Annotated in this window: 12 protein-coding genes and 1 pseudogene; 5 read left to right on the forward strand and 8 right to left on the reverse strand. The window is 62.0% G+C overall.

Annotated elements, in window-relative coordinates; translation table 11 throughout:
• Positions 1 to 28 precede the first annotated feature (28 nt).
• The 3 genes from H3H36_RS02520 (at position 29) to H3H36_RS02530 (ending at position 3,717) form a co-directional block, all read left to right on the forward strand.
• Positions 29 to 493: a copper uptake system-associated protein gene (locus H3H36_RS02520; RefSeq protein WP_182213604.1), complete on the forward strand. Its 465-nt coding sequence runs from the start codon at positions 29 to 31 to the stop codon at positions 491 to 493.
• Between the two features lie 20 nt (positions 494 to 513).
• Complete coding sequence (locus tag H3H36_RS02525; protein WP_182213606.1) at positions 514 to 2,430, forward strand: TonB-dependent receptor; 1,917 nt, start codon at positions 514 to 516, stop codon at positions 2,428 to 2,430.
• 114 nt (positions 2,431 to 2,544) lie between these two features.
• On the forward strand, positions 2,545 to 3,717 hold the full coding sequence (locus H3H36_RS02530; RefSeq protein WP_182213609.1) for an acyl-CoA dehydrogenase family protein: 1,173 nt from the start codon (positions 2,545 to 2,547) through the stop codon (positions 3,715 to 3,717).
• Positions 3,718 to 4,114: 397 nt separating this feature from the next.
• On the opposite strand, the gene H3H36_RS02535 is transcribed toward H3H36_RS02530, so the two are convergent.
• Both H3H36_RS02535 and H3H36_RS02540 read right to left on the reverse strand, forming a co-directional pair.
• Entirely contained in the window at positions 4,115 to 5,602 is a 1,488-nt protein-coding gene (locus H3H36_RS02535) for a tyrosine-type recombinase/integrase (protein ID WP_182213611.1), read from the reverse strand.
• A gap of 2 nt (positions 5,603 to 5,604) precedes the next feature.
• On the reverse strand, positions 5,605 to 6,555 hold the full coding sequence (locus tag H3H36_RS02540) for a DNA-binding protein (protein WP_182213614.1): 951 nt from the start codon (positions 6,553 to 6,555) through the stop codon (positions 5,605 to 5,607).
• A 220-nt stretch (positions 6,556 to 6,775) separates the two neighbouring features.
• Between H3H36_RS02540 and H3H36_RS02545 the strand changes: the two genes are divergently transcribed.
• Together H3H36_RS02545 and H3H36_RS02550 are read left to right on the forward strand one after the other, a co-directional pair.
• Complete coding sequence (locus H3H36_RS02545) at positions 6,776 to 7,684, forward strand: hypothetical protein (protein WP_182213616.1); 909 nt, start codon at positions 6,776 to 6,778, stop codon at positions 7,682 to 7,684.
• Positions 7,685 to 8,013: 329 nt separating this feature from the next.
• Positions 8,014 to 8,760, forward strand: coding sequence for a Mu-like prophage major head subunit gpT family protein (locus H3H36_RS02550; protein WP_182213619.1), 747 nt, complete (start codon positions 8,014 to 8,016; stop codon positions 8,758 to 8,760).
• Positions 8,761 to 9,156: 396 nt separating this feature from the next.
• On the opposite strand, the pseudogene H3H36_RS02555 reads toward H3H36_RS02550, so the two are convergent.
• The 6 genes and pseudogenes from H3H36_RS02555 to catC form a co-directional block, all read right to left on the reverse strand.
• A pseudogene (locus H3H36_RS02555) lies at positions 9,157 to 9,738 on the reverse strand (SDR family NAD(P)-dependent oxidoreductase); the annotation flags it as partial.
• Positions 9,735 to 10,760, reverse strand: coding sequence for a benzoate 1,2-dioxygenase electron transfer component BenC (gene benC / locus H3H36_RS02560; RefSeq protein ID WP_182213622.1), 1,026 nt, complete (start codon positions 10,758 to 10,760; stop codon positions 9,735 to 9,737). The pseudogene H3H36_RS02555 and the gene benC, both read right to left, overlap by 4 nt.
• A 53-nt stretch (positions 10,761 to 10,813) precedes the next feature.
• Entirely contained in the window at positions 10,814 to 11,305 is a 492-nt protein-coding gene (benB, locus tag H3H36_RS02565; protein WP_182213625.1) for a benzoate 1,2-dioxygenase small subunit, read from the reverse strand.
• Complete coding sequence (gene benA, locus H3H36_RS02570; protein ID WP_182213627.1) at positions 11,302 to 12,672, reverse strand: benzoate 1,2-dioxygenase large subunit; 1,371 nt, start codon at positions 12,670 to 12,672, stop codon at positions 11,302 to 11,304. Before benA ends, benB begins: the two co-directional genes overlap by 4 nt.
• Positions 12,673 to 12,686: 14 nt before the next feature.
• Positions 12,687 to 13,607 carry a catechol 1,2-dioxygenase gene (gene catA, locus H3H36_RS02575; RefSeq protein ID WP_182213629.1) on the reverse strand — a complete coding sequence of 307 codons (921 nt, stop codon included), beginning with the start codon at positions 13,605 to 13,607 and terminating at the stop codon, positions 12,687 to 12,689.
• A 33-nt stretch (positions 13,608 to 13,640) separates the two neighbouring features.
• Entirely contained in the window at positions 13,641 to 13,931 is a 291-nt protein-coding gene (gene catC, locus H3H36_RS02580) for a muconolactone Delta-isomerase (RefSeq protein ID WP_182213631.1), read from the reverse strand.
• Between the last annotated feature and the right edge of the window lie 29 nt (positions 13,932 to 13,960).

Here is a 13,960-nt window from a genome sequence, read left to right on the forward strand (position 1 = left end):
TTCATTTTTTAACGACAGGAGAAACACCATGAAACGCATGAAATTGCACTGCCTGATGGCCGCACTGCTGATGGGGGGTAGCCTGGCGGCGGCGTCCGCGCAAGACGCCGAGCACGCGGCCCGGATCAAAAGCCTGATCGGCAAGACCTATGACCGCCCCGATCACAAGGTGGAAACCGCACCGGTGGTGGTGGTCGGCGAGCATGCGCTGGCCGACTGGGTGCAAGGCGAAAAAGGCGGACGTGCGCTGCTGCGACGTAACCAAGGCGATTGGACCATCGTGGCCTGCGGCGGCGACGGCTTCAAAGACGTCAAGCTGCTGCAGGACGCCGGCATCCCCGCCGACGCGGCCAAGCGGCTGGTCGCCCGGTTGAACGAGGCCGAGCAATCGCTCAGCCCTGCGCGCGTCAAGCGATTCGGCTTGTACGGCACGGCCAACGACCCACGTGCGGCTGAACACCACGACCATTCCCACCATTCAATGCAACACTAAGCCTCAGAGAACCATACGCCATGAAACGACAACGCCATCCACTTACGCTCGCCGTCTCGCTCGCCTTTGCCGGCGGCGCGTGCGCGCAAACTGCAACCGTCGCAACCGTGATCGTCACGGCACATCCGATCATCGAAGACGTGAGAGTCGATCCCTACTCCAGCACGACCGCCGTGCTCACCGAAGGTCAACTGCGCGACCAGAACGCGGTCGACCTCGCGTCCGCGCTGCGCCGCACGCCGGGCGTGCAGATCTCGCGCTACAACCCGGTCGGCGCGTTCGGGGGTGACCAGGGCGGCGCCATTTTCATCCGTGGCATGGGCGTCAGCCGCCCGGGCAGCGAAATCAAGACCGAGATCGACGGCGTGCCATTCTACATGGGGCTGTGGAGCCACCCCTTGCTCGACCTGCTGCCCGTGAACGGCATGCGCACGATCACGGTCTATAAGAGCCCACAACCTCAGGTCAGCGGCAACAACTTCGCCTCGGTCAATCTGGAAACCAAGCGGGCGACCGAGGATGGCGTACATGGCAGTGCGCGCGTCTCGGCTGGCGCGTTCGGCACGGTCATCGAACAGGCCGACCTGCTGGGCCGCGCGGGCAAGCTCGATTTCGCGTTGGCGCAAGGCCATGCCCAATCCGATGGCCACCGCGCCCATGCCGACGGCGAGTTGAATAACGCGATGGGACGTCTGGGCTGGAAGCTGGACGAGAACTGGTCGCTCGGCGCGAGTTTCCTGGCTGTTGACAACAAGGCAAGCGATCCCGGCGACAGCCGGCTGCCCGCGCCGACGGTCGCGGCGCAATACAACACGCGCGCCAGCATGATCGCCGCCTACCTGTCGCACCAGCATGGCGACTGGCGCGGCGAAGTCAAAGTCTACCGCGACAGCGGGGAAGGCAACTGGCTGCATCAGGCCGGGCTCGATGGCGATACGCCGTCCAACTTCCGGATGAGCGGGCTGCGCTGGAAGGAGCAGTTTTCGCCGTGGCAGGGCGGCACGGTCATGGCCGGCCTCGATGACGACCGCATCTCGGGCGACGTGAAATTCAATCGCATCGCGCCCGCGCCGCAGGCATCGTTCGACGCGCCGACCTTCAGGATCACGTCGCCGTATGCGTCGGCCAGCCAGAATGTCGTCCTCAACGCCGACTGGTCGCTGCTGCCCTCGGCAGGTGTGCGCTTCTACAAGCACAGCGAGTTCGAGTCCAGATCGGCGCCGCATGTCGGCTTGTCGCTGGTATCAGACAAATTGACCGTATTCGCCAATCTGTCCCGAGGCATCAACTACCCAGGCCTGGAGGTGCCGACGCTGGCATCGCTGATTCCGCCGCTTGGAACGAGCTGGAAGCAGTTATCTCCGGAGGAATTGGATCATGCGGAAATCGGTGCCAAGCTGTCGCCAGGCGACAGCACGCAGATTGACGCCAGTCTCTTTAACGACAAGGTGAATAACCGCTACGTATTCGGCTTCCCGCCGGACGTGCCTCCGCCGCCGCAATTCATGAACCTCGGCGCTTACCGTATGAAGGGCGCGGAACTGGCCATCCGGCAGGGGATAGCCAGCGACTGGACGCTGTTCGGCGGCCTCACCCTGCTCGACCCAAGTATCGACCATTTGCCCTACACGCCGAAGCGCGCGCTCACCGTCGGCGTCAACGGCAAGGTCGGGCCATTCTCCATCGCTTTCGATGCGCAGTACCAGTCGCAAGTGTGGGCCTTGAACCGTGCCCGGGCCGCCGGCGCGGTCAACAGCGAACAGGTCAGCGGATTCGCGGTGGCGAATCTGCGCATCGCCTATCCGCTGCCGGCGTTGGGCAAGAAGGGAGAGGTATTCCTGGCGCTCGAAAACCTGTTCGATCGTGACTATGCCTATCGCCCCGGCTACACCATGCCAGGGCGCTGGGGCCAGGTCGGCCTGGCGGCGAGTTTTTGAGCATCGGGCCAGCAATGCTTGAACGGACCTGATGCAAATGGCCGATCCGTCCGCACCGGATCGGCCGCTTGCCTTCACCTGGCCGCGACAACGCGGAAAAAAGGAAACGCAAACGTGGACTTGCAACTGACAACAGAGCAGGAAATGATGGCCACCGCCGCGCGCAAAATGGCGGCCAAGTGTATTGAACCAGTCTTGCGCAAGCATGCGGCCAGCGCACCGTTGCCGAAGGCCGCCATGCTGGAGATCTATGGCGCGCTGGCCGATTTCGGCCTGACCGCGGCGCGCCTGCCGACTGAGCTCGGTGGCGGCGGGCTAAGCATGATCGACTATGGACTCATGATCGAACAGCTCCCGCCCGTTATCGCGCTGTCCCTGATCTCGCACGAGGGCACGATCATGCGTATCCATGCAGGCGCCACGGCGGAGGTCAGGCACGCCTATCTGCCCGATCTGATCGCGGGACGCAAGATCGCGTGCGCGGCCAACTCCGAAGAGGCGGCGGGCTCCGATGCGAATGCCGTGCGCACCAGGCTGGAGATGGCCGATGGCCACGCCCGCATCACCGGGCGCAAAATGTGGATCTCCAACGCCTCGGTGTGCGACGTGGTGGTCGCATCGTGCGCCGCTGAGGCTGATGGTGGCGGCCGGCCCCGGATCCGCCGTGCCCTGGTCGATCGCAGCCAGAGCGAAATCGAGGTCCGGGCCATCGAACTGACCGGCCTCAAGCAAGGTCATCTTGGCGAGCTGGTATTCGAGCGGACCATGGTGCCGCCGTCCCACCTCATGGACGGTGAAGGCGACGCCGGCAAATACTACGTGGTTGGCGGCAACGGCAACCGCCCATTGCTCGGCCTGATGGCGGTGAATATGGCGCAACGTGCGTTCGACATGGCGCGCGAGTACGCGACCGTGCGGCAGCAGTTCGGGCAGTCGCTGGCGAGCTGCCAACTGGTCCAGCAGGATCTGGCCGAGATCGAGTCCGCCGTCATCAGTTCACGCCTGATGTGCCTGTACGCCCTCGATTGCCTCGATCGCGGCATGCGCGGCGACGGTACCTCGGCGATGGCAAAGCGCTTCGCCACGCACCATGCCGAACGGGCCGTCCATCTGGCCATGCAAGTGCACGGCGCGATGGGCATCAGCGAGGAATTGGCCCTGGAACAGCTCTGGCGCGACGTGCGCGTGCTGCAGGTTCCAGACGGAACGATGGGCATCCTGGCGCTCATCCAGGCGCGCAGCTTGACCGGGGTCGCCGCGTTCCGCCCCGGGATGGCGCGGCCTTGAGCGCGCCCCGCTGTCAGGCGTGACGTACAGACCGGGTGCGTAACACAATTAAAAGGTTCTTCACGGATTACCGGGAAACGCGGCTTCTATCTTCAGGAGGAAGAAAGCGCTGTCCCGGCAATCCGTGAAGAACCAAAACTATTCCACGGCGGCCGCGACCGGAGCAACCAAAGGGTACAAGCTACACGGATATCTGAAGGCTGTCCGCCTCGAATTTGCTGCGCCGCAGCCGCGCAAGTAGTAGCGGGAGTCATTGCGAGGTTGCCCGCTGCCGAGATTAGGTCGCTGTTGGTTGGCTAATTGGAGATTACGGGATTTTCGGACCAGCAACATTTACTAATCGACTCCCTTGAGATCGAGAGAAATCAATTGTAGGTGGGTGCAGGTGAGCGTCCAGCTAACGTGGCACGTCCTGTTTAAAGCTGAGATCGACAAATTCGCGCAGTTGCGTCAAGTCGGTCTTGGCATAGGCGGCCGTGGTCTGAATCGATGCATGTCCAAGGAGGGACTGAGCCACCGGCAGCGGGACACGATGATCAACCACTAGCGCTTTTGCATATGCATGGCGTAGCCAATGCGGGGACGCCGCCTCTAACAACGCTGTGCGGCCTGGGTCGGTAGCCTTCAGCGTTTCAGCGATTGACCTGAATATAAGTTTGATTTCGTCGTAGAGCCCGCCAGCCTGTAGGGCACCGCCCTTGAACCCGTGAATAAACGGCAGCACTTCATAGGAACTCGGGTCGGGGTTCAGTCCGCGGGCCACGCGATAGGAACGGATCGGTGCGACCGCTGACATCGGCAGCGGGACGGCTCGTTTTTTCTCCCCCTTGCCATGAACATATAGCGTCCATCCCCCATTATCGTCGACTTCGACTCTCGGCAGGTTTCGCAGAGCATCCCAAGCCAGCTCGGCCAGGCGCACGCCAGAATAGCGGTAGGCCGTCCAGATCGCTCTGCGGCGCAGCACCGCTATGTCTTGCTCTTGGCTGGTATCGACCATCCATTGATCGCAAGCGGCCAGGACGGTCGGCGGCAAAAAGCGGCTGGATGAAAACGTATTGCGCGATGCGTTCGTTGAAACCAGGCCCGACGCGGGATTGGCGACCAGATAGCCGGTGTCAAACCAGTACTGATAGACGCTGGCCATCACCGCAAGTGCGCGTGCTTGGGTACTATCACTTGCGCGCTTGATCTTTTGCTCGCCGCTCGCCCCAGTCGTCGCACGGGGCAAGGCAAGCATCTCACGATAGGCCACGAGGTCGTTGCGGGTCAGATCCGACAAGGGCCCAAGCCCATGGTCGCGCGTCCAGTTAATGAGCTTTCGCAGGTCAGTCGCATACGCGCGCAATGTATGTCGCGATCGGCTCGCCCGCTCGCGCAAGAACAAGATCAGCGCCCGCGCATCGTCCGGTGCATCGATTGTGTTCGAGGCGGCGTCCTTGTTCACAAAACGTCCGGATCTAGCCAGCCAGGTGAACAACGTGTCGGTGCGACGTGATTCGATCAACGACAGCCATCGGTTTGCTTCGTCTACCTGATCATCAACCGTCGCCACCAAGGCGCTAACCTTGAAGCGCCGTCGATGCGTATGCAGTAAGCCTGCGAGAACGGCCTTGGGTTGGGGGGCATCTGAGGCCAAGGCGGTAAGCAGTCGGCCCTGGGTCCACCATTGGATTACCTCGTCATGCTCGAGGAGCAGCTGGAAAATCTTTGGCTTACTTTTTTTGGCGTCTGCCAGTGATGGGAATGTCTGTTTTAGTCGCGCGATTGTCCAGCGCTCATAGCAGTCATGCCCCAAGGCGTGAGTCAGGTACACCAGGGCGTCTTCGATCCTCTCCGGCAGCAAAGCGGCGGGAGCAACACCATGATCAAGCCAGCGTTCCATGGCTATTTCGCCGGTTTGCGGCGTGGCGCCGCACGCTTGGAGGTTGCTGCCGGCGCCGAGGGCGCGCGCTGCTTCGGTGCCGGCGCCTTCGCCAGGGTCGCCCGGATCAGTTCATCGAGCTGCATACGCTGGCTCGAATTGATCGCCTTCAGGGTGTTCGCTTCGCTAACGGCCGTCAGGCATTTGCCATGCTCGCTGGCAGCTTCGGCCTGTGCGTGGGCGAGCCCGTCTTCCAACGCAGCAATCCGTCGCTCCGCGAACTTCAGCTGGGAGGAGATGCGCTCCTGATCCTGCTTAATGGATTGACGTTGGTGGGCCGTCTCCTGCAGCAACTGCTTGGACAGTCCCTCATAGCGCTCCTGCGCGGAGGCCAGCTCCTTGGCCTGTACTCGCGCTGTCGTATCACTTTGCTGCCTCAGTGCCTGCAATTCAATTTGCACTTCGTCATAGACTCCTTGCAGTGCCGCGAACTGTGCGTGGCCAGTGCTCAGCTCCGCCCGGGTTTGCGCCAGCTCCGCGTCCCGGCTAGCCAGCTGCGCGCGCAGGGCCGCAAGCTCCTCGCGCAGCATCTCATTGCGTAGCTGCGCATCCTTGACCGAGGCATCGGCCTCATCAATCGATTGCCGGGCCTGGGCCTTGAGTTTAAGGACGTCGTCCAGCTGGGCGGAGACGGCTGATTGCCACAGCCCGCGCATCTGGACGGCGATATCGGTCGGGATGTCCGGTATCGCGGCGTTGGCCAGGCCGGAGATCACGATTTCCGACTCGATCTCGTTAAGCGCGCGCCCGACTGTGGCCGGATTGCCGCCACCCAGGCGGTCCATGAGCTTTCGCACCGAGACGATACGCCGGAAGCGCTCGCTGGTAGCCGGTGCCACGTCATGGGCCTCAGCCAACATGGTGAGCACGGTGGAACGGATTTTGTCAGGGGTGGCAATAGGTGGGCGTGGCATGGAAAGCTCCGAAAAAGTCGGTTGTCGGAGTAAGCTTACACGTTAAAATAACGTTATGTAAGTTTAAAATGGTATTATTAAAAAATACAATCAAAGATAACTTATATTATCCGTTCAAACCGGGGCGTGCGGATGTTGGCAACGTCGGTGCAAGGCTAGCGTCGCCGAGGCCAGCGGCCGGGCCGCGTTACAATGGCATTTTTGTACCCGCAGGACGTTTATGGCTGAGTACGCGAAACGAATCAACGGTTGGGCTGGTTTTTCCGGCAAGAAGGGCAAGGGATTTTGTGTCATCTGTGGTCAATTCGGGGAACTTACGCGCGACCACGTGCCACCACAAGGATGTGTACAGATCACCAGCGCCGTACTGAGTCGGCTCATGATGGAGTCGCAGCGCAAGGAACAGCAGCACGACACTATATACATTCAGGGCGGCCTAAAATTTCAGACCTTATGCGCAACGTGCAATAACGAGCTGCTAGGACTGCGCTATGATCCGGAGCTTAAGCATTTCGTCGATCAAATGCGCATCGGTATGCAGGCCGTTGCAAGGAATGTTGTGCTGCCCCGCATCGTCAGGGTGGAGGCTGCCCTGCACCTGGTGGCCAGATCCGTCGTCGGCCATATCCTTGCCGCACATTCAGTAGCCGATACGCAGAACTGGCGTCAGGATATCGGAGCTTCGGAATCCTTACGCCAGTATTTCCTGCATTCTGATCACTCGTTCCCGGAGGATTGGCGCCTGTACTGCTGGCCATACCTATCGAGAAAGCAGGTGATCCTGAGGCACGCGTCCTGGATGAATATCGCGTTAACCACGGGCGATAAGACGGTGTATGGACATTTACTGAAATTTTTGCCGTTCGGTTTTTGGCTCGTACACAATCAGCCGATGGACTTTATCATTAATGCGCTGGACATCACGCCACGAAGTGCGCCCGACACAACACGGGAGGCAGTTTCATTTGATCTTCGCCACGCGCCTCACCATCTATATCCAGAAAACCCATCCGGCCACCACATCATGCTATTTGCAAACGAGCACGTCTGTCGCCGCGCCGGCGCCAGGTCGGCCCAAAACTGGCAAATAGTCTGCCGCCACATGCCGGGGACAGCAAGTCCGGACTAAATGTATCATTTCCACCCCTTGTCCTACCTCGCCCTCAATATCGAAGGAGAGTGATGGGGTTACAGGATCTTGCAATGTGAAATCTAACACTGACTGCCAATGTAAGCATTCGAACGGTTCCGCTTGGAACCATACATTCCAGGTAGTTGCCTCATGGCATCATATGCTACTGGGATTGCGAAAAAAAAACGGCCAAACGGCGATCTTTCAGGGGTAGTCAGGAAGTTATTGATTTTATGGGGAAAATCGGACTGACCTAGGAAATCGGCCTTATACCAGCCACGTATCGCTAACGTAGTGAATCACATAGAAATCGAAGCAACCCCTGGATGGGCGACAAGGTCGTTAAGTCGCTGGAAGCCTACAAATACAGCATCGTCAACAACGACTTCGAAGCGACGGTCTCAGTTGATCGCAACGACGTGGAAGACGACAACCTCGGCTTCTATGGCCCACAAGCTCAGATGGCGGGCCAGTCCGCCAAACAACTACCCGATGAAATAATCATGGAAGTAGTGAATCGTGCGATGAGCACGCCATGCTTTGACGGCCAAAATTTCATCGATACCGACCATCCAGTACGCCAGGTCAACGGGTCGATGGCGTCAGTAAGCAACAAAGGTACGAAAATCTTGTCGGTAGCCACCCAAGCCGCAGCGGCGGCGAGCTTCGGCGCCGCGCGCATGGCGATGCGCCAATTTAAAGACGAGGAGGGCCGCCCACTCGGCATCACGCCAAACGTGTTACTGGTCCCCGTGGCACTTGGCGATGTGGCCCGCGCTCTGGTGACAAATGATCGCCTCAACGATGGCACTCCCAATCCGTATCGTGGCTCCGTTGTAGTGATTGAAGACGCGCGCCTCATCTCCGACACCGCGTGGTTCCTGCTGGACACTACGAAAGCGGTCCGGCCGTTCATCTACCAAGTACGCAAGGAACCTGTATTCGTACAGCAAACCGATGCGAACTCCGACGCGGTATTCAACCGCCGAGAATTCAAGTTCGGTGCAGAGGCCCGTGTCGCCGGCGGCTACGGCTTCTGGCAAATGGCATGGGGGTCTGACGGCACCACGTAACGAGCATTCCATAACCTTTAGCCGAGATAGGGAAATCATAGGCGAAGAGGGTAGCACTCCTAAATATGGTTTCCCATAGCGTGGCTGGCCCCGCTAAAATACGCGCCGCCTCTGTGGGGCATAGTTGTACCGCGTATTTCCCAAGCCAGCATTTTCAAATACTCACCGCCCGCTAGGCTATGGATACAGGCCATATTTAACGTTGTAGGCCAATGGGAGGCCGGACGTCCCTCCATACACATGGTCAAGACCCGTGATCGTGGACTCCGAATTTCCACGCCTCATTAGCCTACAGGACTAGCGTACACCAAATGTGCCGCTAGTTGTATCTAGACAAACGCTCTGCAATATTTCAATTCTCTTGTCCAAATATTTCAAACCATGTGGCTACGGTCAGCGGCGCGGCGGCGCCTCCGTGCCGCCGGTGGCCACCGCGTTGACGCGGATGCCGTCCTGCGCATGCTCCATCGCCAGGCTGGCCGTCATGGCGTTGACGCCGCCCTTGGAGGCCGCGTACGGAATGCGGTAGATGCTGCGGGTGGCGATCGACGAGACGTTGACGATCACGCCCTGCTGGCGCGCCACCATGTCCGGCAGCACGGCGCGGCAGCACCACAGCGTGGGGAACAGCGAGCGCCGGACTTCCGCCTCGATCTGCTCGGGCGTGTACTCCTGGTAGGGCTGGGCCCAGATGGTGCCGCCCACGTTATTGATCAGCACATCGACCCGGCCGTAGGCGGCCAGCGCGGCCGCCACCAGCTGCTCGGCGCCGGCCCAGGTTTCCAGGTCCACCCGGGACACCAGCGCCAGCGCGCCCAGCGCCTGCACTTCGGCCGCCACTTCCTCCACCAGCTGCGCGCGGTCGGCCAGCACCAGCTGCGCCCCCTCCCGCGCCAGTTCCAGCGCCACCCCGCGGCCTATGCCTTGGGCCGCGCCCGTGACGACGACAACCTGCCCTTCAAAACGCCGCGCGCTCATGCCGCCACCTCGCTGCTGGCCGAGAACTTCTCGAAATAGAAATTGGCCGGGCTCACGCCGCATTCGGCCAGCCAGCGCCGCACCGCGTCCACCATGGGCACGGGACCGCACAGGTAGAGATCGACGTCGCCGCCGTTGAGCCAGGCCGGATCGACATGCTGGGTCACATAGCCCTTGCGCGGATGCGGACTGTCGACCGAAGCGACGACGGTGCGGTAGCTGAACTGCGGATGGCTGGCCGCGATGCGCTCCAGATGGTCGAGCGCAACCAGGTCCACGTCGTTGGTCACGCCGAACACCATGCGCACCGGCTGGCGGAAGCCGCTGGCCGCCAGCACCTGCAGCATCGACAGGAAAGGCGCGATACCCGTACCGCCGGCCAGCAGCAGCAAGGGACGCTGCACTTCGCGCAGATAGAAGCTGCCGTACGGACCGGAGAACGAGATCGGCTGGCCGACCTGCGCGTCGTGCGCCAGGAAGGTGCTCATGCGGCCCTGCGGCACGTTGCGCACCACGAAGTCGTAACGGCGTGCGCCGGGCGCGGAACTGAACGAATAGGAGCGCGTGAGCGCCGTGCCTGGCACTTCGACGTTGACGTACTGGCCGGACAGGAAGCCCACATCGGCGCCCTCCTCCAGTTCGATCGAAAAGCCCAGCGTCGTCTCCGACAGCCGCTTGACCTGCGCCAGGCTGCCGGCGTAGCGGGACACGCCCGTCTTGCAGGCCGCCGAGGTGGCGGGGATGCGCACCACGCAGTCCGAAGTGGGCTTCATCTGGCAGGCCAGCACGTGGCGCTGGGCCGCCTCCTCCGGCGTGAGCGCATCCTCGATGTAGCTCGACTCGGGCATGTCGTAGCTGCCCGACTCGCACAAGCCGCGGCAGGTGCCGCACGCGCCGTCGCGGCAATCGAGCGGAATGTTGACCTTCTGGCGATATGCGGCGTCGGCCAGCTTTTCGTTGTCGTTGCAAGAAATGAAGCGGGTCACCCCGTCTTCAAACTGCAGTGCGATGCGGTAGCTCATCGTCTGTCTCCTGGTTCTGTTGCGGTAAAGCGGATACGGCGTGCGGTGCCTGCCTACAGGTGGTAGATGTCGATCACCTGATGGATGTAGTCGTTCTTCAGCACCACGTATTTATTGGTGATCAGCGGCTGCCCGCCCGAAAAGTCGATCTCGTAGCGCATCATGCCGAAGTGGCTGAAGTCGGTCTGGTAGCGATGGCTCAGCGTGTGCCAGTTGAAGCGCACCGTCACCCGCGCCCCGTCCTGCCGCTCGATCTCCACGTTGGAGATGTTGTGGCTGGTGCGCGTGTCCGGGATGGTGGCGCTCGAGCGTTCGGTCTTGATGCGGAACACGCGGTCTTCCAGGCCCTGGCGGGTCGGGTAGTAGATCAGCGAAATCTCGCGCTGCGGATCGCTGATCAACTCCCCGTCGTCGTCCCACGACGGCATCCAGTACTGGACCTGCGGGTGGTAGCACGCCAGCCAGTCATCCCACTGCTGGTCGTCCAGCAGGCGGCTTTCGCGGTACAGGAAGGCGCAGATATCGGTGATGGAAACGGTGCTCATGCCTGCTCCCCTTCGCTGCGTACGGCGCGCTGCATCACTTCCAGCCAGTAGCGGTGCTGGATCGTGTACAGGCCTTCGTCCTCGGTCTTCACGCCGCTCATCACCGGCTTGAGGCCGATTTCGCGGGCGGCCGCGTCGGCGCCGGCAATCCAGTGCTCGCTGCCGCGGCACATGTCGTTCCATTCCAGCGCGCTGCCCATGTAGCCCTGCTGGCAGGCGCGGAATTCCTCCAGGTCGTCCGGCGTGGCCATGCCGCTGACGTTGAAGAAGTCCTCGTACTGGCGGATGCGGCGGGCGCGGGCCTCGTCCGACTCGCCCTTGGGCGCGATGCAGTAGATCGTCACTTCCGTCTTGTCGACCGAGATCGGACGCAGCAGGCGGATCTGGGACCCGAACTGGTCCATCAGGTACACGTTCGGATACAGGCACAGGTTGCGCGAGCGGCCTATCATCCAGTCGGCCGTGGCGCCGCCGAAGCGCTGCGCATATTCCTCGCGGCGGGGGAAGTTGGGCCGGTCCTGCGGATTGGCCCACTGGGTCCACAGCAGCAGGTGGCCATGCTCGAAGGCGTAGAAACCACCGCCCTGCTTGCCCCACTTGCCCGCATCCATGGCGCGGATATTGTCCGGACGCGTCTCCGATTCATCCTTGCGGCGGTTGGTGGTGGCCGCGTAGTTCCAGTGCACGGCCGACACGTGGTAGCCGTCGGCGCCGTTCTCGGCCTGCAGCTTCCAGTTGCCGTCGAAGGTGTAGGTCGACGAGCCGCGCAGCACTTCCAGCCCGTCCGGCGACTGGTTGACGATCATGTCGATGATCTTGCCCGCCTCGCCCAGGAATTCGGCCAGCGGCGCCACGTCGGCATTGAGGCTGCCGAACAGGAAGCCCTTGTAGCTCTCGAAACGGGCCACCTTCTTCAGGTCGTGCGAACCTTCCTTGTTGAAGCAGTCCGGGTAGCCAGCATCCTCCGGGTCCTTCACCTTCAGCAGCTTGCCGCTGTTGTTGAAGGTCCAGCCGTGGAACGGACAGGTGTAGGTCGCCTTGTTGCCGCGCTTGTGCCGGCAAAGCTGCGCGCCCCGGTGGGTGCAGGCATTGATGAAGGCATTGAGCTCGCCCTGGCGGTTGCGCGCGATGAACACCGGCTGGCGCCCGATATGGGTGCTGTAGTAGTCGTTGTTCTGCGGGATCTGGCTTTCGTGGGCCAGGTAGATCCAGTTGCCTTCGAAGATGTGCTTCATCTCCAGTTCGAACAGGGCCGGGTCGGTGAAGGCGCGGCGGTGCAGGCGATAGTCGCCGCGCTCCTTGTCCTCGACCAGGAAGCCGTCCAGGCTTTCCAGCCTGGGCGCGGCGGCGGGATGGATGGGGATCATGATCTCGCTCTCCCTCAGGCGGCGGCGCGCACGCGCTCCACCTGGGCGGCAGGGGCGACCGGCGTTTCGGCGTGCAGCTGGAAGTCGAAGTCGATCTCGGCATACGGCGCCTGCAGGCCCTTGGCGGCGATGGCGCCCGGCTCGGACACGTGGCGCACCGGCGGCACCAGACCCTCGCGGCTGGCGAAGGCGAAATCGTCCCACAGGTATTTGTCGCCGTCGATGTTGATCTGGGTGGTCAGCTTGCGCTGGCCGTCGGCGCTGACGAAGAAGTGGATGTGGGCCGGACGGTGGCCGTGGCGGCCCAGCTGGTCCAGCAGGCGCTGGGTGGTGCCTTGCGGCGGGCAGGAGTAACCGACCGGCAGGATGCTGCGCAGCTGGTAGCGGCCTTCGCCGTCGGCGATGATGGTGCGGCGCAGGTTGAAGTGCGATTGCGTCTTGTCGAAGAAGGAGTAATTGCCCAGCAGGTTGCAGTGCCACACTTCGACCTTGGCGCCCGGCAGCGGCTGGCCGTCCTGGTCGCGCACCGTGCCTTGCATGAACAGCACTTCGGCGTTGTCGCTCTCGGTGCCATCGTCCAGGCGGGCGTAGCCCTTGCTCTCGGGGGCGCCGGCCACGTACAGCGGGCCTTCGATGGTGCGGGGAGTGCCGCCGGTCAGGCCGGCCTTCGCTTCCGCTTCGTCGGCGCGGATGTCGAGGAAGCGCTCCAGGCCCAGGCCCGGCGCCAGCAGGCCCAGTTCATTGCGGGCGCCCGCTTCGCTCATGTATTCCAGGCCCTTCCAGAATTCGCTGGGCTGGATGTCCAGGTCTTCGATCGCCTTGCACAGGTCGCCCACCAGGCGCAGCACAACCTGCTGCACGCGCGGGTTGACGGGGCCGGTGGCGGTATCGCAAATCCAGCCTTTAACCAGGGTATCGATGTCGTTATGGGTCATGCTAGTCTCCTTCAGTTGGGTGGGGTGTAGGGTTCAGGCGTCGCCGTCGCGCACCGACGAGGGGTGGCGGCACAGCGGCATGATCTGGATCTGCATATACGGGAACAGCGGCAGGGAGGTGAGCAGCGCGTGCAGCTCGTCCACGCCGGCCACGTCGAAGATGCTGACGTTGGCGTACTGGCCGGCGATGCGCCACAGGTGGCGCCACTGGCCGCTGCGCTGCAGGCTCTGGGCCAGTTCGCGCTCGGTCTTCTTCAATTCTTCGGCCTGGGCGGGCGGCATGGCCGGCGGCAGGTTCACATCCATGCGTACGTGGAATAACATCGTGGTCTCCTCTGTTCCGTTTTTCGATG

It is taken from the genome of Rugamonas fusca (assembly GCF_014042365.1).
GTDB classification, from domain to species: Bacteria; Pseudomonadota; Gammaproteobacteria; order Burkholderiales; family Burkholderiaceae_D; genus Rugamonas; species Rugamonas fusca.